This is a genomic window from Corynebacterium sp. HMSC071F07 (assembly GCF_001810285.1).
GTDB classification, from domain to species: Bacteria; Actinomycetota; Actinomycetes; order Mycobacteriales; family Mycobacteriaceae; genus Corynebacterium; species Corynebacterium simulans.
This window is the reverse complement of record NZ_KV800684.1, coordinates 1,012-25,294: the sequence shown is the minus strand read 5'-3', so window position 1 is coordinate 25,294 and position 24,283 is coordinate 1,012. Positions and strand designations below refer to the sequence as shown.

The 24,283-nt window shown below is 61.1% G+C and carries 17 protein-coding genes and 1 tRNA gene; 12 read left to right on the top strand and 6 right to left on the bottom strand.

The window, feature by feature from the left end:
• Window positions 1-230 precede the first annotated feature (230 nt).
• Together HMPREF2724_RS01410 and HMPREF2724_RS01405 are read left to right on the top strand one after the other, a co-directional pair.
• Window positions 231-3,713, top strand: coding sequence for a proline dehydrogenase family protein (locus HMPREF2724_RS01410; RefSeq protein WP_070586797.1), 3,483 nt, complete (start codon window positions 231-233; stop codon window positions 3,711-3,713).
• A gap of 107 nt (window positions 3,714-3,820) precedes the next feature.
• Window positions 3,821-5,254, top strand: coding sequence for an AI-2E family transporter (locus tag HMPREF2724_RS01405; RefSeq protein ID WP_246818179.1), 1,434 nt, complete (start codon window positions 3,821-3,823; stop codon window positions 5,252-5,254).
• A gap of 166 nt (window positions 5,255-5,420) precedes the next feature.
• Here HMPREF2724_RS01405 and HMPREF2724_RS01400 read toward each other — a convergent pair whose 3' ends face one another.
• Genes HMPREF2724_RS01400 through HMPREF2724_RS01385 form a run of 4 tightly spaced genes read right to left on the bottom strand, consistent with a single transcriptional unit; the run spans window position 5,421 to window position 9,030 of the window.
• On the bottom strand, window positions 5,421-6,017 hold the full coding sequence (locus tag HMPREF2724_RS01400) for a nucleosidase (protein ID WP_070586793.1): 597 nt from the start codon (window positions 6,015-6,017) through the stop codon (window positions 5,421-5,423).
• Between the two features lie 33 nt (window positions 6,018-6,050).
• Complete coding sequence (locus tag HMPREF2724_RS01395) at window positions 6,051-7,340, bottom strand: sulfate adenylyltransferase subunit 1 (protein WP_070432270.1); 1,290 nt, start codon at window positions 7,338-7,340, stop codon at window positions 6,051-6,053.
• The gene (cysD, locus tag HMPREF2724_RS01390; RefSeq protein ID WP_070432269.1) at window positions 7,340-8,248 is read right to left on the bottom strand and encodes a sulfate adenylyltransferase subunit CysD; all 909 of its coding nucleotides are present in this window, start codon (window positions 8,246-8,248) and stop codon (window positions 7,340-7,342) included. The genes HMPREF2724_RS01395 and cysD overlap by 1 nt, the downstream gene beginning before the upstream one ends.
• On the bottom strand, window positions 8,245-9,030 hold the full coding sequence (locus HMPREF2724_RS01385; RefSeq protein WP_070432268.1) for a phosphoadenylyl-sulfate reductase: 786 nt from the start codon (window positions 9,028-9,030) through the stop codon (window positions 8,245-8,247). Before HMPREF2724_RS01385 ends, cysD begins: the two co-directional genes overlap by 4 nt.
• 172 nt (window positions 9,031-9,202) lie before the next feature.
• Here HMPREF2724_RS01385 and HMPREF2724_RS13045 point away from each other — a divergent pair, with 172 nt between their 5' ends.
• The 8 genes from HMPREF2724_RS13045 (at window position 9,203) to HMPREF2724_RS01345 (ending at window position 20,928) form a co-directional block, all read left to right on the top strand.
• A complete protein-coding gene (locus HMPREF2724_RS13045) occupies window positions 9,203-9,382 on the top strand; it encodes a hypothetical protein (protein ID WP_070432267.1) in 180 nt (59 codons plus the stop codon).
• Between the two features lie 96 nt (window positions 9,383-9,478).
• Window positions 9,479-11,221: an ABC transporter ATP-binding protein gene (locus HMPREF2724_RS01375; RefSeq protein ID WP_061924961.1), complete on the top strand. Its 1,743-nt coding sequence runs from the start codon at window positions 9,479-9,481 to the stop codon at window positions 11,219-11,221.
• Window positions 11,221-13,188, top strand: coding sequence for an ABC transporter ATP-binding protein (locus tag HMPREF2724_RS01370; protein WP_070586791.1), 1,968 nt, complete (start codon window positions 11,221-11,223; stop codon window positions 13,186-13,188). Before HMPREF2724_RS01375 ends, HMPREF2724_RS01370 begins: the two co-directional genes overlap by 1 nt.
• 146 nt (window positions 13,189-13,334) lie before the next feature.
• Window positions 13,335-16,010: a (Fe-S)-binding protein gene (locus HMPREF2724_RS01365; RefSeq protein WP_070586789.1), complete on the top strand. Its 2,676-nt coding sequence runs from the start codon at window positions 13,335-13,337 to the stop codon at window positions 16,008-16,010.
• A 273-nt stretch (window positions 16,011-16,283) separates the two neighbouring features.
• A complete protein-coding gene (locus HMPREF2724_RS01360; RefSeq protein ID WP_061924966.1) occupies window positions 16,284-17,570 on the top strand; it encodes a cation:proton antiporter in 1,287 nt (428 codons plus the stop codon).
• 42 nt (window positions 17,571-17,612) lie between these two features.
• Window positions 17,613-18,257, top strand: a complete 645-nt coding sequence (locus tag HMPREF2724_RS01355; protein ID WP_339018849.1) for a DUF1707 SHOCT-like domain-containing protein — start codon at window positions 17,613-17,615, stop codon at window positions 18,255-18,257.
• Between the two features lie 48 nt (window positions 18,258-18,305).
• A complete protein-coding gene (locus HMPREF2724_RS01350) occupies window positions 18,306-19,535 on the top strand; it encodes a pyridoxal phosphate-dependent aminotransferase (RefSeq protein WP_061924969.1) in 1,230 nt (409 codons plus the stop codon).
• 94 nt (window positions 19,536-19,629) lie between these two features.
• Complete coding sequence (locus tag HMPREF2724_RS01345) at window positions 19,630-20,928, top strand: YibE/F family protein (protein WP_083306066.1); 1,299 nt, start codon at window positions 19,630-19,632, stop codon at window positions 20,926-20,928.
• Here HMPREF2724_RS01345 and HMPREF2724_RS01340 read toward each other — a convergent pair.
• Both HMPREF2724_RS01340 and dcd read right to left on the bottom strand, forming a co-directional pair.
• A complete protein-coding gene (locus tag HMPREF2724_RS01340) occupies window positions 20,925-22,247 on the bottom strand; it encodes a UDP-glucose dehydrogenase family protein (RefSeq protein ID WP_062036918.1) in 1,323 nt (440 codons plus the stop codon). The genes HMPREF2724_RS01345 and HMPREF2724_RS01340 overlap by 4 nt on opposite strands.
• Before the next feature lie 53 nt (window positions 22,248-22,300).
• The gene (gene dcd / locus HMPREF2724_RS01335; protein ID WP_062036915.1) at window positions 22,301-22,873 is read right to left on the bottom strand and encodes a dCTP deaminase; all 573 of its coding nucleotides are present in this window, start codon (window positions 22,871-22,873) and stop codon (window positions 22,301-22,303) included.
• An 87-nt stretch (window positions 22,874-22,960) separates the two neighbouring features.
• On the opposite strand from dcd, the gene HMPREF2724_RS01330 reads away from it, so the two are divergent.
• Window positions 22,961-23,034, top strand: a tRNA-Gly gene (locus HMPREF2724_RS01330).
• Window positions 23,035-23,381: 347 nt separating this feature from the next.
• A partial coding sequence (locus HMPREF2724_RS01320) for a class C sortase (RefSeq protein ID WP_070586788.1) occupies window positions 23,382-24,283 on the top strand: 902 nt, incomplete at its 3' end.

Below are 24,283 nucleotides of genomic sequence, written 5' to 3'. Positions count from 1 at the left end.
ATGAATTCAAATCATTCTCGTACCCGTCGCCAGGGTGACCGCCCACCGGTGCATTGTGCGCAGACGCTGCGCTAGAGACCGCACTTTCAACTTCTTGAAATTAAGTAATCAAACCGGCTCTGGACGCTTTCCTCGCGCAGATAGCTTTTGCACATCTGTCTTTAAAAAGGCCCCGATCTATTTAAAAGCGCGTGGAAGCGCCAGGTATTCACCTGAGGTACACACTGCTTATGACAACTTCTGCACACACCCGCCTTCCTGAATCCGGCGACGTCGAGGCCTGCGTCGACGCGGCCGTTACCCGCGCCCATTCCTGGCTGCGTGCCAGCGAAGGCGAACAGGATAAGGGAACCGAGCAGCTGGCCCAGCTGCTCCGCGACTCTGAAGGCGTCGCATTCACCATGGACTTCGTCGACCGAGTCATGCGCCCGGAAGACGATAAGGTCGCAGCCAACGCACTGAAGAAGATCACCCAGCGATTCGACCCAGCCTTCCTAGGCCTTATCAACGGCACCCTGGTTGGCATGGGTGGTTTCTTTGGCCCCATTTTGCCGAACCTGGTCATGCCGCTGGCACGCCTGCGCATGCGCCAGATGGTAGGCCACCTCGTTTTGGACGCTGAGTCCGAGTCCTTGGACAAGATGCTGGATAAGGCAGCCGAATCCGGTGAGCACCTCAACCTCAACCTGCTGGGCGAGGCAGTTCTGGGCGAGGACGAGGCCCGCTCCCGTGCAAAGCGCACGCTTGACCTGATCAAGAACCCAAAGGTCACCTACGTTTCCGTCAAGGCTTCTTCCATGGTGGCCCAGCTCAACCCATGGGACATCGATGGTTCCGTCGAGCGCCTGAAGGAGCGCTTGCGCCCACTGTATGAAGAGGCCGTCAAGCGCTCTCCTAACGTATTCATCAACCTGGATATGGAGGAGTACCACGACCTTCACCTGACCATCCGCCTGTTCAAGGAGCTGCTCTCCGAGCCGGAATTCAAGAACCTAGAAGCTGGCATCGTCTTGCAGGCTTACCTGCCAGATACCTTCGAGGCCCTGCAGGAAGTAGCGGAGTTTGCCAAGGAGCGCGTGGCAACCGGCGGCGCCAAGGTCAAGGTCCGCATCGTGAAGGGCGCGAACCTGTCCATGGAGCACGTCCAGGGTGAGGTCCATGGCTGGCCGGTTGCTACCTACACCGACAAGGCAGACGTGGATGCGAACTACTACCGCCTGCTGGATTACATCGTGCGCGAAGAGTTCGCCGACTCCGTACGCGTCGGCGTTGCTACCCACAATCTGTTCACCGCTGCTTTGGGCTACGAGCTCGGCAACGCCCGCGGCGTACTGCACATGCTCGACTCCGAGATGCTGCAGGGCATGTCCCCGGCACAGCAGGCTGCAGTCCGCGAGGTCTACGAGGGCCGTCAGATTCTCTACACCCCGGTCGTCCACGCGGAGGACTTCGACGTCGCCGTGTCTTACCTAGTCCGCCGCTTGGAGGAGAACTCCGCCAGCCAGAACTTCCTCTACGCGCTGTTCGCGCCGGATGAACCGGAGCGCGATTCCCGTGGCAACAAGCGTGCCGGCACCCCAATTGAGCAGCAGGAAGCTCACTTCCGCGCGGCAGTAGAAAACCGCTGGGAGACCTTCGCCGGCCCAGAGCGTACCCAGAACCGAATCGAAGAAGAGGCTGCGGGTGAAGGCCGCCAGGCCCCACGCGGTGGCCGCTTCACCAACGAGCCGGACACCGACCCAGCCCTGGAAGCCAACCGCGAGTGGGCGCATAAGCTGCTGAGCCAGGACCCAGGCCACCACGGCATCGACGAGGTCACCGATCCGGAGGCCGTGAACGCGGCAGTTGCCACCGCCTCTTCGCTTGCCGACGCGTGGGGCGCCAAGCCCGGCGCAGAGCGCGCTGCCGTCCTCGAGACCGTGGCAGACAAGCTGGCGGCTACCCGCTCCCGTCTCATCAACGTCGCAGCCTACGAGGCCAACAAGACCATCACGCAGACCGACCCAGAAATCTCTGAGGCCATCGACTTCGCCGTCTACTACGCACACTCTGCTCGCCTGCTCGATGAGGCACGCTCTAAGTTCACCCCGAACCGCGTCACCGTGGTCACCCCACCGTGGAACTTCCCTATCGCTATTCCGGTAGGCGGCATGCTCTCCGCCCTAGCTGCGGGTTCCGCCGTCATCATCAAGCCGGCGCCACAGGTTGTCCACTGTGCCAAGGTGGCAGTCGAGTGCGTACACGCCGCGTTGGAGGAGCACGGCCTCGACCGCAACCTCGTCCAGCTCGTGCTCACCGATGAGGGCGAAGCAGGCAAGGCTCTCATCTCCCACGCGGATGTCGACGCTGTCATCCTGACCGGCGCGTCCGATACCGGCAAGCTCTTCCGCTCCTGGCGTCCAGAGATGAACCTCATGGCGGAGACCTCCGGCAAGAACGCGCTTATCATCACCCCGGCTGCGGACCCTGACCTGGCTATTGCGGATCTTTATCTCTCCGCATTCGGCCACTCTGGTCAGAAGTGCTCTGCTTCCTCCCTGGTCATCTTCGTCGGCGCCGCCGGCACTTCCGAGCGCCTGCGCGACCAGCTTCTCGACGCCGTGCGCACCCTCAAGGTAGGCCCAGGCTATGACATCACCACCACCATGAACGGCCTGGCCGAGGCACCAAGCGAGAAGCTGCTGCGCGGTCTCACCCAGCTGGAGCCGGGCGAGAGCTGGCTGCTCAAGCCGGAAAAGCTCAATGAGGAAGGCACCCTGTGGTCCCCAGGCATCCGCGATGGTGTGAAGCCGGGCTCCTGGTTCCACCTCAACGAGTGCTTCGGCCCAGTGCTCGGCATCATGCACGCCGAAACCCTCGAGCAAGCCATCGAGTGGCAGAACTCCACCGGCTACGGTCTGACCGGCGGCATCCACTCCCTCGACGACGATGAGATCCAGTACTGGATCGACAACGTCGAGGTCGGCAACGCCTACGTCAACCGCGGCATCACCGGCGCCATTGTCCAGCGTCAGTCCTTCGGAGGCTGGAAGAAGTCCGTCATGGGCCCAGGCGCCAAGGCAGGCGGCCCGAACTACGTGCCGCAGATGGGCTCCTGGGCAGACGGCGAGCTGCGCCCACGCGAGGTCGACGTCCCAACGGCGGTGGCCAACGAGCTGCGTAACCTGGCAAGCCGCGCCGCGCTTTCCGACGCCGACGTCGAATGGCTCTGGCGCGCCGCCGAGCTCGACCAGCTGGCCTGGATGGAAGAATTCGGCCGCGACCATGACCGCACCGGCCTGATTTCGGAGGCGAACATCTTCCGCTACGTACCGCTGCTGGGCAAGCTGCGCGTGCGCATCGGCGAAGGCTTCGCACTGCGCGACGTCATCCGCCAGGTGCTCGCCGCCGCAGTCACCGGAACCAAGGTGGAGTTCTCCGCTACCCCGGCCGTCGCAGAGCAGCTCGCGGTCCTGGGCATCGAGGTGCGCCAGCTTTCCGATGCTGCCTTCGCATCCGAGCTCTCCCGCGCCGAGTCTGCTCGTGTACGCACGCTGGGCGCCGTCGCGGACACCGCTCGCGAGGCAGCCGTGGAGTCCAACTCCGTCATTCTTGACCAGCCAGTTCTGGCCGACGGCCGTCGTGAGCTGCTGCCTTACCTCCTGGAGCAGGCCGTATCGGTGACCATGCACCGCTTCGGCATCATCCGCTCCGTCGCCGGCATCGAGCGCTAGCCCAGCGCCCAGCCGCCACCAGCCGCTAACCGTGGCTGCGTGGCAATCGCCCGTCTCCTGCACTTTTAGGAGACGGGCAGATGTATTTATATGGCAAGATAGGTCAAGTGAATTCCAAAGATACATCTGCCTCATCTGCAAAAGACTCCGTGGCAGTCCCACAGGGCGCCGAGAATGCCGAGCACCGGCTACCGCAGCCACTCGTCAGCAATGACGCCGAGGGCGTGGGCTCCGATGCGCCGAAGCCGATTCGCGAGGACCTGAAGACGGAGGTCTTAGCAAAAGATTTCCGCACGCTGGCAAAGGCCTCTGGCCGCTTTATCCTCATCGTCGCGGCTGCGGCCATTGCTGGTTACCTGCTGAAATTCCTGTGGACTGGCCTCCTGCCAGTCATCCTGGCCGTCTTGGTCGCCACGGTCCTCTACCCTGTGACCGCATGGATGCGCACGAAGCTGCGCTTCCCCGGCGCGCTGGCCGCTGCCACGACTCTGCTAGGCTTCTTCGCCATCGTCACCGGCATCTTCGCCGCAATGGCGCCGACCGTGAAAAACCAGAGCCAGGACCTAATCCACCAGGCCCAAGGCGGCATCGACGAGCTCATCAAGCTCGGCGAGAAGCTCCCTGTCGATATTGATGAGACCAAGGTTCAGCAACTCATCGATGATGTAACCAACGCGGTTAAGGGCCAAGCCTCCAACATCGCCACCGGCGTCATGAGCGGCTTCTCCACGGTCAGCTCCATCGTGGTGACCATCGTCATCATGCTCTTCCTGACCTTCTTCTTTATTAAGGAAGGCGAGAAGTTCCTACCGTGGATGCGCAAATACACCGGATTCCCAGCCGGTTGGCACATGACTGAGCTGTGCAACCGCATTTGGAAGACGCTCTCGGGCTACATCCAGGCCCAGGCCACCGTCGCGCTTGTCGATGCCGTTCTCATCGGCCTCGGCCTCATGGTCCTGCAGGTACCGCTGGCATTCGTCATCGGTGTCGTGACTTTCTTCGCGAGCTTCATTCCGCTGGTCGGTGCGATTACCGCCGGTGCCCTCGCCGTTATCGTGGCCCTGGTTTCCCACGGCCTGACAACCGCACTGCTTGCCCTGCTCGTGGTCGTTGCAGTCCAGCAGATTGAGGGCAATGTCCTACAGCCGATCCTGCAGTCCAAGGCTATGGGCCTGCACGCTGCGGTCATCCTTCTGTCTGTCACGGTGGGCTCTGCGCTGGCTGGCATTATCGGCGCATTCCTCGCGGTGCCGGTGGCGGCGACCATTGGCGTCACCTTCCGTTACCAGGCGCTGGTTACCGCCATTCGCGCTGGTGAAGTTGACCCGAACGAGGCGGAGATTGTCACCGGTGCCCCGAAGCCGAAGCGCAAGGCCCGCCTGCAGAAGCAGAAGGAAGACTCCGAAGCCCACATCGATGCTTCCGGCAGCAGCCCAGAGCTCGACGCCGCCCGATCCGTGGAGAAACTCGACCCGGATTCCCCACGCGCCAAGGTCCGCGAGCTCTACAACATGATTGCGCCGAAGGCTTCCGCTTAGTCCTCTTCGCGGCCCCGCTCTCCAAATGGTGAGGTCGCCCCACAACTCCTGCGGCTACAGTTACCTGCTGGGGCGCATGTTGCGTGACCTCACCATTTGTTCCTCACCATTTGGGGTCGGGCCATCTAAGGTCGGGCCAAATTGCACCGGCCCCAACTCCGCCGAGCTAGGAGCGCGGTAGAAAGCCCAATTCCCGCACAGCATCAGCTAGCTCATGTGCTGCTCGCGGAAGCGCATCATCCCAGGCGCCAACGGAGGACTCGTTAGCTGGGTCAGATACTTGCTTCAACAGGGTGACTGGTACGCCGAAACGCTGACACACTGCGGCGATGGCGTAGCCCTCCATGTCACAAAGTCCAGAGTCGACAGCCAAGCGGTCACGAGTGGCGGTGTCAGAAACAAACATGTCACCAGTGGCCAGGCCCTGAGCCGGGAACTTGCCGCTCGTGGGAAGCTCAATAACCGCAGGCAGCAGGTAACGGGAGATATCGCTTAACACTTTGAGCTGAAAGTCGTGTTTGACCACGCGATCAACCTCATAGACTCCATCCAGCCCATCGCGCAGCGCGCCCACCGTGCCGATGTTGACCACGCGCTCCGGCAAAGTACCCTCCTCACGCGCGACGGTGAGGTACTCAGTGAGCGAAATTGCCGCAGGCAGAGCACCAATCCCCGTAACGAGTAAAGGCGTGCCTTCCGGAAGAGCGGCTGCTTCTTTATCGACGGCAGCAACAAACAGAATGCGGGCGCTGTAATCAATCACATTAAAGAATTCTACCGTTACACCGGTGAAGCCTTAGCCGCGCAGGCGCTTGCCCACGAAGCCCGCGGCCAGAGTGTTGCCATTGGCCTGGTCGATGAGCAAGAAGTTACCCACCGCGCCGCGCGCCGCGTAGCCTTCAACAGGCAGCTCAGCCTGCGTTTGCACGGTGATGTACGCGATATCGTTGAGGCTCGCCTTCTCCGGCGCCTCATCGTCAGCCACACCATCCAAGTCCAGGATGCGGTCTACCGATGCCACGCGGGCCTTGACCAGCGAGGTTCCATAGCGCAGCTTGAGCATCTGCCCCGGCGTGATGTCCTTTTCTGTGAGCACCACCGCAGTCGCAGCAAACTCACGGACATCGGCCGGGCGGGCGCTGCCCGCCAGCAGGTCACCACGAGTTAGGTCAATTTCATCGGCCAAACGCAGCACCACCGAATCACCGGCGGTCGCGCGCTCCTCGGGGCCAAGTTCCCCGTCGGTGGTGTCGATGTGAGTGACCGTCGTCGTCCGACCATGCGGCGCGGTCACCTCGTCACCGACCGCAACCGTGCCCGCCTTGATGCGTCCCGCGTAGCCGCGGTAGTCAGAGGCATGCTCGCGAATCACGTGCTGAATGGGGAAACGGAAATCCAGCTCCTCCGCGCGGCCACCGGCCACCGGGATGGTCTCAAGGGTTTCCAGCACCGTCGAGCCGGTGTACCACTGCATCGACGCGGATTTCTCCACGACGTTATCGCCCTTCAGCGCGGAAATCGGGATGACCGTGGAATCTGTAATTCCCAGGCGACGTGCAATCTCACCGAACTCCGCCTCAATCGCGCGGAACGTCGCCTCATCATAATCCACCAGGTCAATCTTGTTGACTGCAAGAATCACGTGGCGCACGCCCAGCAGCGCAGCCACGTTCAGGTGGCGACGCGTCTGCTCGACGACGCCGTGTCGGGCGTCGATAAGCAGCACCACTGCCTGGGAGGTAGACATGCCGGTGACCGTGTTGCGTGTGTACTGCACATGGCCCGGGGTATCCGCCAAGATGAAGGTGCGCTTGTCCGTCGCAAAGTAGCGGTAGGCCACATCGATCGTGATGCCCTGCTCGCGCTCGGCACGCAGGCCGTCGACAAGCAAGCTCAAATCCATGCCGTCGAAACCGCGATCCGCCGAGGAGCGTTCCATGGATTCTACCTGGTCCGCCAGCACAGACTTGGTGTCATAAAGAAGGCGGCCAACGAAGGTGGACTTACCGTCGTCCACAGAACCCGCAGTGCACAGGCGCAGCGTCTCGCGGGTGGTGAGGCGTTCGACGAGTGAAGAATTAGTCATCAGAAGTAGCCTTCCTTCTTGCGGTCTTCCATGGCGGATTCAGAAAGTTTGTCATCCGCGCGGGTCGCGCCGCGCTCGGACAGGGTGGAAACGGAAATCTCCGCCAGGATTTCCTCCGGGGTCGAGGCCGTGGATTCAACGGCGCCAGTGCAGGACATATCGCCCACGGTGCGATAACGCACGGTCTTCTTTTTAAGCTCCTCGCCCTCGCGCGGGCCGCCCCACTCGCCTGGGCACAGCCACATGCCATTGCGATTGAACAGCTCGCGTTCGTGGGAGTAATAGATGGAAGGAAGCTGCAGCTCGCGTGCGCCGATGTACTCCCAGATATCGGACTCGATCCAGTTGGAGATTGGGAAGACGCGCACGTTCTCACCGGCCATCTTGCCGCCGTTGTAGAGATCCCACAGCTCTGGGCGCTGGCGGCGCGGATCCCAGCCGCCAAAGGAATCGCGGATGGAGAAGATGCGTTCCTTCGCACGCGCCCGCTCCTCGTCGCGGCGGGCGCCGCCCAGCACGGCATCGTACTGGCGCTGCGCGATGGTTTCAACCAGCGGCACCGACTGCAGCGGATTGCGTGTACCATCAGGGCGTTCCTGCAGCTCGCCGCGGTCAATCCAATCTTGTACCTTAGCCACGTGCAGGCGCGCACCGGTCTCAGCAACCAAGCGGTCACGGAATTCGATGACCTCCGGGAAGTTATGCCCGGTATCAACGTGCAAAAGCTCGAAAGGCACCACCGCCGGCGCAAAAGCACGGCGCGCCAATTCGAAGACCACCACGGAATCCTTGCCGCCGGAGAAAAGCAGGCCGACCTTATCGAACTGGCCTGCTACCTCGCGCAGGATGTGGATGGACTCATTTTCCAAGTCCTTTAAGTGGGGCGAAAGTGTGTTTTTCTGTGTCATTCGTGCAACCCGCATTCTGTCTTGCCGTCTCCAAAAATCCTGCCGGAACGAGCGTCCTCGCCCTTACCCACCGGGAAGGTCAAAGGCGCACAGCCGATAGAGCGATAGCCTTTCAGCGTCAAGGGATGGATAATCAGATCATTGTCCGCAATATAGCGATCCGTATCTTCCAAATCCCAGGTAATCATCGGCGAAATCTTTAACCTTCCGTGCTGGTCCAGGCTCAGCGCTGGGGCCGTGGCGCGATGTTCAGAATCCGCGCGGCGCAGACCGGTCACCCAACCAACGTATGGATCCATCGCTATGTTCAGCGGTTCCACTTTGCGCATACGGTTATATGCGCTGGTATCACGTGCATATAGCCTCGGACCATAGATTTCGTCCTGTTCCTCCGGGCTCAGCAGCGGTTTCACGCGGACAAGGGGGAGATCCGCATAGCGCTCCTCAACCTCGTTGGCCACAGCCAACGTCTCCGGAAAGTGCCAGCCAGTGTCGATAAAGAGCAGGTCTGCGTCCAGCTGTGCGCGGTGCGCGAGCTCCGCCAGCACCGTGTTTTCCATCGACATCGTCACTGCCAGCCGGCCCGGCGCGTGCTCTGCAGCCCACGCCATGATGTTTTCGGCGGATTCTGCATAGAGCTTGTCCGCCCATTCATCGACAAGGCGCTCGTTTTTCGCGGCAATATCTTGGTTGAGCGGCGCGGTATCGCGCGTGCCTTCCGGGCTAATGCTGGGGTCGCGGTAGGGCTTGTCGCCGTCCAGCAGGTTTAACGATTGGGTCATGCCGACTCACTTTAGGCAAGGCGGCGCATTCGTGCAGAAGAAACTGCGCGCTGAGCACGTGAATAGGCCGATGAGCTTGGGGCAATGCAAGAATAAAAATTGCCAGAACTGAACAGCTCGGACTAGATTATTAGACAACACGGTCTATAAACAATAAACCAAGGAGGTTTCCATGCAGCGTGTCGCAATCGTCGGCGATGGCCCGGCGGCGCTATCCACAGCTGAAAGGCTCATCGGCGCCGGCATGTGCGTGGACCTCGTCTGTGCCAGCCCACCGAGCAGCCCGAAGACTGGGCCACCGTCACCCGCCGCGCGCAACTTGCGCCAGTCTGCTTTTAGCACTCAAACTTGATTCAGCCGATACCACCTGCACGCGGCTAGTCACATTCTTCACATTCGCATTAGACTCGACCGAGTTAATTTCAATTCTTAAGTAAAGGTCGGTCTAGTGGAGTTAGTTCGCATTCTGGTCTCTCGATCAAAACCCTATGGTGGCTTCGTGCTTGCAGTCATTGTGCTCCAAGCACTATCCACCGCCGCCACCTTGTATCTGCCCTCGCTCAACGCTGACATCATCGACAACGGCGTGGTCAAGGTGGACATCGACTATATCTGGCACACCGGCGGCATCATGCTCGCCGTAGCTTTCGCCCAAGTCATTACCGCCGTCGCCGCCGTGTGGTTTGGAGCCCGCACCGCCATGGGCGTCGGCCGCGACCTGCGCAGCGAGGTCTTTCGCCGCGTCGCTCGTTTCTCCGCCGAGGACATGGGCCACTACGGCACGCCCACCCTCATCACGCGCGGCACGAACGACGTCCAGCAGGTGCAGATGGTTTACCTGATGATGTTGGACTTCATGGTGGCCGCACCCATCATGTCCATCGGCGGCATCGTCATGGCGGTGCGCGAGGATGCCGGATTGTCCTGGTTGGTCTGGGTCGCCGTGGCGGTTCTCCTCGGCGTGATTTCCGCGCTCATCGCCAAGCTCATGCCGCTTTTCCACAGCATGCAGGACAAACTCGATTCCCTAAACGGCACCCTCCGCGAACAAATCGTGGGCATTCGTGTCGTGCGCGCCTTCGTCCGCGAGGCCCACGAGACCGAGCGCTTCACCAAGGCCAACCACGATCTCACGCAGCTTTCCTTGAAGATCGGCCAGATTTTCGTCCTGATGTTCCCCATCATCACTGTCATCCTCAACGTCGCTACCGGCGCCGTGCTGTGGTTCGGTGGCCACCGCGTGGATGAGGGCCTTGTGGAAGTCGGCGCGCTGACCGCGTTCTTGCAATACCTGCTGCAAATCCTCGCCGCCGTCATGATGGGCACGTTCATGGCCATGATGCTGCCCCGCGCCATTATCTGCGCTAAGCGCATCACCGAGGTACTGGAGCACGAGCCTTCCATCGCCGAGCCTGCGAAGAACGTGACGCCGGAGCGCAACGACGGCGTCGTCGAGTTCCGTGACGTCACATTCACCTACGCCGGCGCCGACGCCCCGGTCCTCCACGACATCTCCTTCACTGCCCGGCCCGGCCAGACCACCGCCATCATCGGCTCCACCGGCTCCGGCAAGTCGACCTTGCTGCACCTGATTCCGCGTTTGTATCTGCCCACCGAGGGCCAGGTGCTTCTCGACGGCGCGGATGTCTCCCGCATGAACCGCCAGGACATCGTCAAGCGCGTGTCCCTCGTGCCGCAAAAGCCCTACCTGTTTAGCGGAAGCGTGGCTTCTAACCTGCGCCTCGGCCGCCCTGAAGCCACCGACGAGGAGCTGTGGGAAGCGCTGCGCATCGCCCAAGCAAACTTCGTGGAAAGGGACGAAAAGGGCCTGGACATGCCCATTTCCCAAGGCGGAACGAACGTCTCCGGCGGCCAGCGCCAGCGCCTATCCATCGCGCGCATGCTCGTTGCGCGACCGAAGGTGCTGCTCTTCGACGACTCCTTCTCTGCCCTCGACGTGGTCACCGACGCGAACGTACGTCAGGCCCTGCACGAGAGCCCGCTGCTTGCCGACGCCACGATGATGGTCGTCGCCCAGCGCGTGTCCTCCATCATGGACGCCGACCAAATCCTGGTCATGGAAGCCGGCCGCATCGTTGCCCGTGGCACCCACGCCGAGCTGGTCGAAGGCTCTGAAACTTATAAGGAAATCGTCGATTCTCAAGCCACACCAGTAGAAGGTGAGCAGTAATGGCAAGCACTGCACAAGATGCGCACGGCATGACCGAAGAAGAGCTCCACGAACTCGAAGCCAAGACCGCCGGGGACGATTGGTCCGGCAACGCCCCACGCAAGGCTAAGGCATTCTGGCCTTCCGCGAAGCGCTTGTTCGGGCTGCTCATGCCCTTCAAATCGCGGCTTATCATCATCGCATTGATGAACATCGTCTGCGTATTCCTCGCGGTCTACGCACCGAAGGTGATGGGCAAGGCAACCGACGTCATCTTCGCCGGCGTGCTTTCCAAGCAGCTGCCGGCGGGCACCAGCGAGGAGCAGGTCATCGAGGGCCTGCGGGCGGAAGGCAAGGACACCTTCGCGGACATGGCTTCCGCCATGGACCTGCGCCCAGGCCTGGGCATCGACTTCACGCAATTGGGCCGCATCATCACCATCGTCATCGCGATGTACTTGGTCTCCGCGCTCTTCCAGTGGTGGCAGGGTCATATTCTCAACTCATTGGTGATGCGCGCGGTCTATGACCTGCGCCAACGCATCCAGGCCAAGGTCAACGCGCTGCCGCTGAACTACTTCGACACCAACTCCCGCGGCGACCTGCTCTCGCGCACGACAAACGACGCCGACAATATCCAGACCGCGCTCCAGCAAGCGGTCTCGCAGGTCTTCTACGACCTGCTCATGGTGGTGGGCATTACCGTCATGATGTTCTCCGTGTCTTGGCAGCTCGCACTGGTGGCCCTGCTTTCGCTGCCGCTGACCGGCATCGTCATTGGTGTCATCGGCGCGCGCTCGCAGAAGCAATTCGCCACCCAGTGGCGTGCCACCGGCCAACTCAACGGCCAGGTGGAAGAGGCCTTCTCCGGGCACGACCTCGCCTTGGTCTATGGCCGCATGGACGCCATGACCGAAGAATTCGATGAGCGCAATGAGGAGCTTTATAAATCTGCATCGCAAGCGCAGTTCCTCTCCGGCATGATGATGCCGGTCATGCAGTTCATCTCTTATCTGTCCTACGTGGTCATCGCCGTGATGGGCGCGCTGCGCGTGGCCCACGGCCAGCTCACCTTGGGTGGCGCAAAAGCCTTCATTCAGTACTCCCGCGAGTTCAACCAGCCGCTGGGCCAGCTGGGCGGCATGATGCAGCAAATCCAATCCGGTGTTGCTTCCGCCGAGCGCGTCTTCGAATTCCTCGACGCTGAGGAACAGCGCCCGGACACCGCGACCTCGCACTTCGAAGGCCGCGCGCGGGGCTTGGTGGAGTTCCGCGGCGTGGACTTCTCCTACTCGGAAGACAAGCCGCTCATCGAGGATCTCAACCTGCGCGTTGAGCCGGGCCAGACCGCCGCCATCGTCGGGCCTACCGGCGCGGGCAAGACCACGCTGGTCAACCTCATCATGCGCTTCTACGAGCTGAATTCCGGCACCATCACTATCGATGGCAATGACACCGCCGAAATGTCGCGCACCGAACTGCGCTCGCAGGTGGGCATGGTGCTCCAGGACGCTGTGCTCTTTGAGGGCACCATCATGGAAAACATCCGCTACGGCCGCCTAGATGCCACCGACGAGGAGGTCATCGAAGCAGCAAAGGCCACCTACGTGGACCGCTTCGTGCGCGCTTTGCCCGATGGCTACGACACACTCATCGACCAAGACGCCGGCGCTATCTCTGCTGGCGAGCGCCAACTTATCACCATCGCACGCGCCTTCCTGGCCCAGCCGGCGTTGCTCATCCTCGACGAGGCCACCTCCTCTGTGGATACCCGCACCGAGATGCTCGTCCAGCACGCGATGAATGCGCTGCGCGCCGACCGCACCTCCTTCGTCATCGCCCACCGTCTTTCCACCATCCGGGATGCGGACCTCATCCTCGTCATGGAGGAAGGCCGCATCGTCGAGCAAGGCACCCACGCCGAGCTGCTTGCCCGCGAAGGCGCCTACTGGCGGCTTAATCAGGCGCAGTTCGCCGAAGAGGACTAGCCTTTCGGCGAGTGCGTCGAAAAGCTGTGCCTCGCGTTTGCCGGCTGGGCTCGGTTCGAAACCGCGATGAATACCGACTCCCATCTTTGCGCGCCCACCGTTTAGGCTGTTTATATCTGCGCGCAACTTTATAAGGAGTCCGTGAAATGACAGCCGTCTTCGGTTGGCTAGCCATCCTCGTTTCGATCCCCGTGTGGGGCTACTTTGCGTACCGCGCATGGGGCATGTTCGCTTTCATTCGCTCCGGCGGGCCAACTCTGCTGCAGCGTTTCGACCACCTAGGCAAGCGCCTGTGGCGGGTCGTGGTGGAAGTATTCGGCCACACGCACTTCAAGGGCCGCCCCTTCGTCAACGCGGCGCACTGGGCAGTCATGGTGGGATTCCTCTTCGGCATCCTCGTCTGGTTTGAAGCCTATATCCAGACCTTCGCGCCGTCGCGAGGCTGGCCGCTGCTATCGCATTGGTCGGTCTATCACTTCATCGAAGAGGTCCTCGGTATCGCCACCGTTGTGGGCATTAGCTTCCTCATCGGCGTTCGCCTCAAGTATGGACACACCGAGCGCGGCTCCCGTTTCTACAACTCCCAGCCAGGCCCTGCCCGCATCGTCGAGGCCGTGGTCTTCCTGGAGGGGCTTGGAATGCTGCTGGTCAAGGCGTCGAAAATCGCGGCGTTTGGCCACGGCTCCCCGTGGGCGGATTTCCTTTCCATCCACCTGGCCAAGCTGCTTCCCGCCTCGCCAGCGCTGGTGTCCTTCTTCGCGCTGTTCAAGCTGCTTACCGGCCTGATTTTCATCTTCCTGATTTCGCGCCACTTCACCTGGGGCGTCATGTGGCACCGCTTCATGGCGTTTTTCAACATCTTCTTCCAGCGCAACGTCAGCGGCGACAAGGCACTCGGCTCCCTTCCGACCCCGGACCTCGAAGAAGACATCGCCCCCGGCAGCTGGAAGATGCTGCTCGATACCACCTCGTGCACCGAGTGCGGCCGCTGCCAGGACCTTTGCCCGGCGTGGAACACCGAGAAGCCGCTGAGTCCGAAGAAGTTCGTGATGGACATGCGCGATGCCGCCGTCGAGAACTACAACCCGCACGAGGGCGTCAACGTGTTGGCAATGGCAAACGCTATTGACGACGACGTCCTCTGGTCCTGCACCAACTGCGGCGCCTGCGTGGACCAGTGCCCGACCGACATCGAGCACATCGACCACATCGCTGACCTGCGCCGCTTCAAGGTCTTGGCGGAATCCGACTTCCCCTCTGAGCTGACCGGACTGTTCAAAAACATTGAGACCAAGGGCAACCCGTGGGGCCGCAATAACTCTGAGCGCCGCGCCTGGATCGATGAGGCACGCGCCGACGGCATCGAGGTGCCTATCATCGGCGAGGACGCCACGGACTTTGCCGACATGGAGTACCTGTTCTGGGTCGGCTGCGCCGGTGCCTACGACGAACAGGGCCGCAAGACCACCCGCGCCGTGGTGGACCTGCTGCACACGGCGGGCGTGAAGTTCGGCGTGCTTTCTACTGGTGAGACCTGCACCGGCGATCCCGCGCGCCGTGCTGGCAACGAGTTCCTGTTCCAGATGATGGCGCAGCAAAACGTTGAGACCCTAAACAACGCTTTCGAAGGCGTTCCGGAAGGCCAGCGCAAGATCATCACCACCTGCCCGCACTGCTTCAACACGCTGCGCAACGAGTACCCAGATTTCGATGGGCACTTCGACGTCTTCCACCACACCCAGCTGCTTAACCGCCTAGTGCGTGAGGGGCTGCTCAAGCCGATCCCGCGTACGCCGGAAAACCGCAAGCCGATTACCTACCACGATCCGTGCTTCTTGGGCCGCCACAACAAGGTCTTCGATCCGCCGCGTGAGCTGCTGGAAGCCACTGGCGTTTCCCTCCGTGAGATGGACCGAAATCGCGACGAGGCCTTCTGCTGTGGCGCTGGCGGCGCACGCATGTTCATGGAGGAAAAGCTAGGCACCCGCATCAACGAGTTCCGTGCGGAGCAGGCCATCGCCACCGGCGCGGAGGAGATTGCCACGGGTTGTCCATTCTGCAACGTCATGTTCACCGGCGGCGTTAAAGCGCTTGCCGACGCCCCCGGTTCTGCAGCAGCGTCCGCTGCACCTGCCGTCACCGACGTTGCCCTCATGCTCCGCGCTTCCGTCGCCGACGCCGACGGCGCCCTCCCCGAGCCGCGGCCGAAGGCGTTCCTCGGCACGCCAATCCGCCGCAAGGCACCTTCCCAGACGCCTGCGCCTTCCGCGGCGCGCCCAGCATCTGCCGATTCCGCCCCAGCTGCGTCTGCTTCGGCCGCTTCCGCAACCCCAGCTGCCCCCTCTACACCTTCTCCGGCCGTGCCTGCAGCGCCAGCTGCGCCCTCTACACCTTCTCCGGCCGTGCCTGCAGCGCCAGCTGCGCCCGCACCGGCTACCCCGGTTGCTCCTGCTGCACCTGCCGCTCCCTCGGCGCCCGCCGCACCAGCCGCACCTGCCGCTCCCTCGGCGCCAGCTCCAACTCCACCGGCCGCGCCGGCTGCACCACAACCACCTGCAGCTCCAGCACCGACGGCCCCGAGTGCTCCTACTCCCCCAGCGGCTGCTCCGAAACCACCAGCTGCGCCGGCGGCGCCTAGTGCCCCGGCGCCAGCAGCGCCACAGCCACCTGCGGCACCGACTGCGCCAAAGCCACCTGCGGCAGCCACGCCTGAACCACCGGCCGCGCCAAAGCCGCCAACAGCGCCACAGCCACCCGCAGCACCCAAGCCACCCGCAGCGCCCAAGCCGCCAGCGGCACCGAAACCGCCAGCGTCAGAGTAAAGCTGGTTAGTCATTAACGAGGGTAGTCTGGGATACCCAGGCTGCCCTTTCGTCGTTTTGGCCAAATGGTCCCGGTCATCCGGTCCGTTGCAAATGGTTGTTTATCGAGTAACTAAAAGCCGAATCAACCGAAAATCAAGGCATTTGGCAGCAAGGGGAGCTTGATAAAAGGAGCCGAGTAAAGGGGCTATCAGCAGATAGACAGGACTAGGTGGAAAAGGCGCATGCTTCGCCGAATAGGCACATGGAAGATTCGACGCGTACGCTGTTGACATGCTTAATGTCGCGACTAGCGCCGCCGACACATTGGTGCTCGCATCTGGGGAAGCTGACTACACCCCGTCCCTCGTCTCCTTCGCTTGGATCATGGCCGCCGCCCTCCTAGCGCCACTGGTTTCTTTCATGCTGAAAAACAAGATGCCCGCCGTGGCACTGCTTATCTTGTTCGGCATGATCCTGGGCCCGTCTGTATTAGACCTCGCACACGAGGACCCTGGTATCGGCATGCTCAAAGAGCTGGGCGTCGGCGCTTTGTTCCTCCTCGCGGGATTCGAAATCGATCTTGCGACGCTGAAATCTAAACAAGCCGTCACCGGCTTTTCCACCTGGTTTATCTGCATGGTGGCATGTCTCGTGGGTGCTTATTTCCTGCTCGATGACATTCCGAGTGCCATCGTCATGGCCATCGCGCTTACCTCCACGGCCTTGGGCACCATCACCCCAATGCTCAAGCAGGACAAGCTCCTCGGCACCAAGGTGGGCAATTCCGTCGTCATCCACGGCGCCATCGGCGAGGTCGCACCGATTACCGCCATGGCTCTGCTGCTCGGTACCCGCTCCACCTTGACCACGATGCTAATTCTGCTGGCCTTCATCATCATCGCGGTCGTCGTTGCGGTCATGCCGCGCGCGCTCATCGTCGCAGTGCCGTGGCTCAAGACGGCGTTCCTTTCCGGCGCAGGTTCCACAAACCAAACCATCCTCCGCCTCATCATCCTGATCCTGGCCATCCTCATGGCCGTGACCTCGGTCTTCGAGCTCGACATCGTCCTCGGTGCCTTCGCCGCAGGCATCATCCTCAACCGGATCATTCCGGACGAGTTCCACAAGCGCCTCGAAACCCGCCTCGATGTGGTCTGCTATTCCATGCTGATCCCCGTCTTCTTTGTGGTCTCCGGCATGGCCATCGATTGGCACGTCATCGCCAATAGCCCTCTCAAGGTCATCGGCATCCCCGCGCTGATTCTGGTCACCCGCGGCCTGCCGGTATTCCTGCGTGAGAACATCCACCACACCGGCTCCGATATCGAAACCACCCGCGAGCGCCTGCAGGTCGCCCTTTACGCCGCCACGGGTCTTCCGATCATCGTCGCTGTCATGACCATCGCGGTCAGCTCCAAAATCGTCGATACCGAAACCGCCTCTATCTTTGTTGCCGGTGGCGCGCTGACTGTAGCGCTCTTCCCGCTCTTATCTAGCTTGGTCAAAGGCAAGCAAGAAAACGAACCCGCAGAGCCTAAACCTCAGCCGGAATCGAAGCAGAAGAAAGCTGATCACTAACAGCTGACCACAAAGGCAAATAGTTTTCCTATAGTAGAATTTGTGACTCACAGCTACGGTTCCTCGCCCTTCGATCCTTCCTCTTCAATGCGGCTTTCCGACGCAGAGAAGACGGACGCCATCAACGATCTCGCCCGCGCCGTCGGCGAGGGCAGGCTCAGCATGGAGGAATTCGAGCAGCGCTCTGACGACGTCATGCGCGCCACCACCCGCCGCGAGTTGGTCCCCTTGTTCACAGACATCCCGGCGGTTTCTGCCACCGAAATCAAGGTCTATTCCCGCGGCGAGGTCGAGCGTGCATACAAAGCCGGCAAAAAGCCGCGCCTGGCCACCGCGCTGATTGGCTCGATGGCCTTAACCTTCGCCGCCACCACCTGCTTCGTCGTTTCCGAAACCGCCGGCACGATTGCTCTCCTCAGCGGCGTGGGCGCACTGTTCCTCATCCCAGCGCTATGGATTATGCTCTACGTCGCCAAAATCGGCCCAAAGTCCTGGCACCAGCCCTCCCCGCGCAAGATTGAGCGCCAGCACCGCCGCGAGCTTTTGCAGCTAACGGCCCAAGAGCGCGCCCAGCAGAAGGCTTTGGAGCAAGCGCAGTGGGCGGAGAGGCGCCGCCAAGCAGGTGAGCTGACCAGCGAGGCCATGAATCTGGCCAAGCGCAAGCTTGAGCAATGGAATAAAAAATAAGCCTGCCGGTTGACCCATTTATAGTCTGTAAGTGGCAGAATACTTTCCATGACTACACCGAACAACCGCATTTTTGACCAATCCACCAAGCTTCAGGGCGTCGCGTATGACATCCGTGGTGAGGTCTCTGCGGAGGCGGAGCGCATGGAGCTCGACGGCCACAGCATCCTCAAGCTGAACACCGGCAATCCTGCCGTATTCGGTTTCGATGCCCCGGACGTCATCATGCGCGACATGATCGCAGCGCTGCCGACTTCCCAGGGCTATTCCACGTCGAAGGGAATCATTCCGGCACGCCGCGCGATTGTCACCCGCTACGAGCTGGAGGACTTCCCGCACTTCGACGTCAACGATGTCTACCTGGGCAATGGTGTTTCTGAGCTCATCACCATGACCACGCAGGCGCTGCTTAACGATGGCGACGAGGTACTCATCCCAGCCCCCGATTACCCTTTGTGGACTGCCGCCACCTCCCTAGCGGGCGGTACGCCGGTGCACTACCTGTGTGATGAGGAGGATGACTGGAATCCTTCGATCGAGGATATCCGTGCGAAGGTCACGGAAAAGACTAAAGCCATCGTGGTCATCAACCCGAATAACCCAACGGGCGCCGTCTACTCCCGCGAGGTTCTGCAGCGCATTGTAGACGTAGCGCGTGAGTACAACCTGCTAATTTTGGCGGATGAGATTTACGATCGCATTCTTTACGACGGCGCGAAGCACATCTCGATCGCGTCCCTCGCTCCGGATCTGCTGACGATTACCTTCAACGGTCTTTCCAAGGCTTATCGCGTGGCTGGTTACCGCGCTGGTTGGATGGTTCTGACCGGCCCGAAGAGCCATGCACGCGGCTTCATCGAGGGTCTCGACCTACTGGCGGGCACCCGCCTGTGCCCGAACGTTCCGGCACAACATGCAATTCAGGTTGCTTTGGGCGGCCGCCAGTCCATCTACGGGCTCACCGGTGAGGGCGGTCGCCTGCTCAAGCAGCGCAACGTGGCCTACGAGAAGCTCAACGAGATCCCGGGCGTTTCCGTCACCAAGCCGATGGGTGCTTTGTACTGCTTCCCACGCTTGGATCCGAATGTCTACGAGATTCACGACGATTCCAAGCTGATGCTGGATATCCTGCGCTCGGAGAAGATCCTGATGGTCCAGGGCACTGGTTTTAACTGGCCAAACCCGGACCACTTCCGCGTGGTTACCCTGCCGTGGGCTTCCCAGCTGGAAAACGCTATCGAGCGCCTCGGCAACTTCCTGGCCAGCTACCGCCAGTAGCTCAAGCCGCCTTTCTAAGTGAAAGGCCTCGTATTTGTTTGCAATTTTTGTGCGCAGTTGCCATTTGAACTGACAATCGTTCACAATAAGCTGCATGGGCAAACACACGACGGCTTCCAAGCCGGTGGTCTCCTTTCCTAGTGGAGGCCGCCTTTATTTAGCGACGAACCAAACCCCGTGGCGTCTCGCGCTGCTTATCGGGCTTGCGCTGGCCGTCCTTGTAACCATCATCGGCGCTATTTTCCTGCGCCCTACCACTTCTCCGGTAGATCACACGAGCGCAGAGTTCTCGCAGACTTACGCTCTGAACCACCCGCAGGCCGAGGGCACGGTCAAGACTGTCGACCACGCCATCTGCCAGTCGGATCAGACCGGCAAGGCCTTCGACAAGCCACCACTCATTCCGGCGGAGCCAGGTGGCGATTGCACCCGCTCCCTCATCGATATCACCTCCGGGGACAACGCAGGCAAGATGACCCAGCTGGTGCACTTTGGCGTCGCGGGTGACCCAGACTTGCAGGAGGGTGACAAGATCCTGCTCTCCGAGGCCACCGGCCCCAACGGGGACGTAGACTATGCCTTCGCCGATTATCAACGCAGCGGCAACCTCGTCCTCTGGGCCATCATCGCCGCTATCGTCATCATTGCTTTCGCGGCATGGCACGGATTGCGCTCGCTCATTGGCCTGGCAATTTCGCTCGCAATCGTATTCTTCTACTTGCTTCCCGCTCTCGTCGAGGGCACAAACCCCTTGGGCTTGGCATTGGTAACCAGCGCCGCCATCATCTTCATCGTTGTACCACTCGTGCACGGGTTCAACTGGAAGTCCGCCTCTGCTTTGGGCGGTGCACTCATCGCCCTGCTGCTGGCGGCTTTCCTGGCCAGCTCCACTATCAACTCAACGAGCCTGCAGGGACTTAGCTCCGAAGACAACCTCAAGCTCCTGCTCTACATGCCCGGAGTTTCCATCGTGGGTGTCCTGCTCTGCGGATTCATCATCGGCGCGCTGGGCAGCCTCAACGATATCTCCATCGCGCAGGCCTCCACCGTCCGCGAGCTCAATGAGCTCAACCCCGAAGCAGGCCCTGCGGATCTGTTCAAGTCCGCCATGAAGGTCGGCCGCGACCATATCGCTTCCATGGTCTACACCATCGTCCTCACATATACCGGCGCGTCAGTGCCGCTGCTCATGCTGATTACAGCAGCTCAGCGCCCGGCGGGCCAGATTCTTTCCAGCGACCTCGTAGCCACCGAGCTCCTGCGCTCCGCCGTGGGTGCAATGGCACTGACCCTAGCAGTGCCCATCACCACTCTCATCGCAGCGCTGACCATCCCGCAGCGTGAGGCGGGTCCCGAACCTGACGCTACTAATAGCGCCCTGTCCGTTCGCTAGAGGCTGCGGCCCAGCGCCTCGATGGTCCAGCCGGCCTGCTTCCACGCCTCAACGTCGAGGACGTTGCGGCCGTCGATGATGTGTTTGTTGGTGACCAGCTCCGCCACTTCGGCGGGGTCCAGCTGGCGGAATTCTTGCCATTCGGTGGCGAGAATAACCAGCTCGCTCTCGCGCAGAGCTTCCTCACAGTCAGCGGCGTAGTTCAACGTAGGGAATACCTTGCGGGCGTTATCCATGCCCTCTGGGTCATAGACGGTAACCGCAGCGCCAGCCAAGGACAAAGAGCCCGCCACGGACAACGCTGGCGAATCGCGAACGTCGTCAGAGTTCGGTTTGAAAGCGCATCCCAGAACTGTCACGCGGTGGCCTAACAGCGAACCTTGGAAGGCCTCTTTAGCCATGTCCACGGTGCGGTCACGGCGACGCATGTTGATGGCATCGACCTCACGCAGGAAGGTCAGCGCTTGGTCCGCGCCCAACTCGCCGGCACGTGCCATGAACGCACGAATATCCTTCGGCAGGCAGCCACCGCCGAAGCCCAGACCCGCGCCCAAGAACTTACGGCCGATGCGCTCGTCGTAACCGATAGCATCGGCAAGCTTTACGACGTCCGCGCCCGCAATCTCGCAGATTTCAGACACGGCGTTGATGAAGGAAATCTTGGTGGCCAGAAACGCATTCGCAGAGACCTTGACCAGCTCGGCAGTCTGCAGGTCAGTCACAATAAACGGCGTATCCTGCGCCAACGGCTTGGCATAGACTTCACGGGCTACAGCCTCGCCGCGGGACTGCCCGCCCCGCACGCCCAAAACGATGCGGTCTGGAGTGATGGTGTCCTTTACTGCATAGCCCTCGCGCAGAAACTCTGGGTTCCACGCGATTTCCACGTGGCTGCCCTCCTGGGCCAACTCATTCGCCATCTCCTGCAGCTCCGCCGCAGTTCCCACGGGAACGGTGGACTTACCAAAGATGACGTGCTCGCCTTTGAGGCGCGGTACGAGCTCCGTGATGACAGACTTCACGTAGGTGAGATCCGCGGCGTAGGAGCCGTGGGCCTGCGGGGTGCCAACGCCGAGGAAGTGCACGTTGGCGAACTCCGCGGCGTCGTCATAGCTGGTGGAAAAATCTAGGCGGCCGGCCTCGATGTTGCGCTCGAGTACCTCCGGCAGGCCGGGCTCGTAGAACGGCACGCGGCCGTTCTTGAGAGCTTCAATCTTGCTTTCATCAACATCTACACCGAGTACCTCGTGGCCGAGCTCCGCCATACAGGCGGCGTGAGTCGCACCTAGGTAGCCGGTACCAATCACAGTCATACGCATAACCGGGAATTTTAGGCGCGGTTGACCTGAAGCGCGCGGCGAGAACGAAAAGTTTAACGGAAGTTCAGATAGGACTTCGACGGCGTCGGTCCACGCTGGCCCTGGTACTTCGAGCCCAGCGCGCCGGAACCATACGGAGCCTCCGCCGGCGAAGACATCTTAAAGATAGCCAACTGGCCCACCTTCATCCCGGGCCACAGCGAAATGGGCAGGTTAGCGGTGTTGGACAGCTCGAGTGTGATATGTCCGGAGAAGCCCGGATCGATGAAGCCTGCCGTGGAGTGCGTCAGCAAGCCTAGGCGACCCAGGGAGGACTTGCCCTCCAAGCGGCCTGCCAGGTTGGCCGGCAAGGTGAACTTTTCCAGCGTGGCGCCCAGCACGAACTCGCCGGGGTGTAGGACGAAGGCATCACCCTCGGCCACCTCCACCTCACTGGTGAGGTCCGGCATCTCCTGCTTGGGGTCAATATGCGTATAGCGCGAGTTATTAAACACGCGGAAGAACTTGTCCAAGCGCACATCGATGGAGGAAGGCTGGACCATCTCGGCGTCGAAAGGGTCGATGCTCAAACGCTCGGGAGCATCAGCGGAAATGGCGGCACGGATATCACGATCAGAAAGAAGCACGGTTGATAGTCTACCTCCCCACTGGGCCTTTTATGGCCTTAGGCGGCGGCGGTGCTAAGCTTTACGACGATGCACAAGATGCATTGCGCCGACGTAGTTTAATGGTAGAACTGCAGCTTCCCAAGCTGCTGGCGCGGGTTCGATTCCCGTCGTCGGCTCCACTTATTTTCCCAGTTCATGGACTAATTTCATACTTACAGGATGGACCATGACAGCCCCTATCTTCACGCCCAAAACCACAGCGGATCTTCGCGCTGAGTGTGAGCATCTACTCCAAGAGCTTGCGCCCCGCACAATCGATGAACTCCGCGAACTGTGCGCGGTTGATCAAAACTTAGCCATCGATGAGGCCACTCTAAATCGGTATGAAGCCCTGTGCTTCGTTATCGGCGACTAGGCACAGTTTCGGATTCTCTCCGATCTAGTCTGAGGTTCTAACACTCACGTTATGTACCCCACGTCAACCCCTAGGACGCGCGGCAACAGACCCCCACACAGGCAGGACACAATGGGCAAGCACGAACCAGCGGAAAACACCGACGCACCCAAGAAAAAGGGCGTCAACCCCAACGCCATCATTGCGTTAATTCTGATCCTCGTCGGCCTCGGCGTCTTGCTCTACCCCGTGGTGGCCACGCAGTGGAACAACCACACCCAATCCCGCGCCGCGGAGGAATACGCCAAGCTGGAGAAACAAGCCCCGCCTGAGGTACTGCACACCGCGTGGGACGAGGCACAGACCTACAACGCCCAGCTGGGCCAAATCAGTGTGGAAGACGCTTGGACCACCACCGATGACGAGAACTCTCCCGAGTACCAGCGCTACCGCCAATACCTGTCTGTGCTGTCGGAGACCGATGCCATGGGTCGCATCGTCATCCCCTCTATTGATTCCGATCTGCCCATTTATCACGGCACCTCAGAAAAAGCACTCTCCCGCGGCGCTGGCCACCTCTACGGCACGGACCTACCTGTCGGTGGCGTGGGGAACGGCGAGGGCAGGCACGCAGCGCTCTCTGCTCACACGGGTCTACAGAATGCCACGCTGTGGGACAACCTCACCAAGGTCAAGAAGGGCGATGCTTTCTACATCGCCGCCGGCGGCGAGAAGCTCAAGTACGAGGTGCACGATATTCGGGTCGTCGAGCCTGCGGACACCAGCTCGCTTCACCGTGAGTCTGGCCAGGACCTCGTTACGCTCATTACCTGCACCCCCTACGGTGTAAATACCCACCGCTTGCTCGTCACCGGCCACCGAGTGCCAATGGATCCGGAAGACGAGGCCGCATTCAACAGCTCTGGTATTCACTGGCAGTGGTGGATGTGGGCCATCCTGGCTGCCGCTGCCATCATCGTGCTTCTGCTCATCTACTGGTGGCGCAAATATGTCAGCAACGCCAAGGACACCGC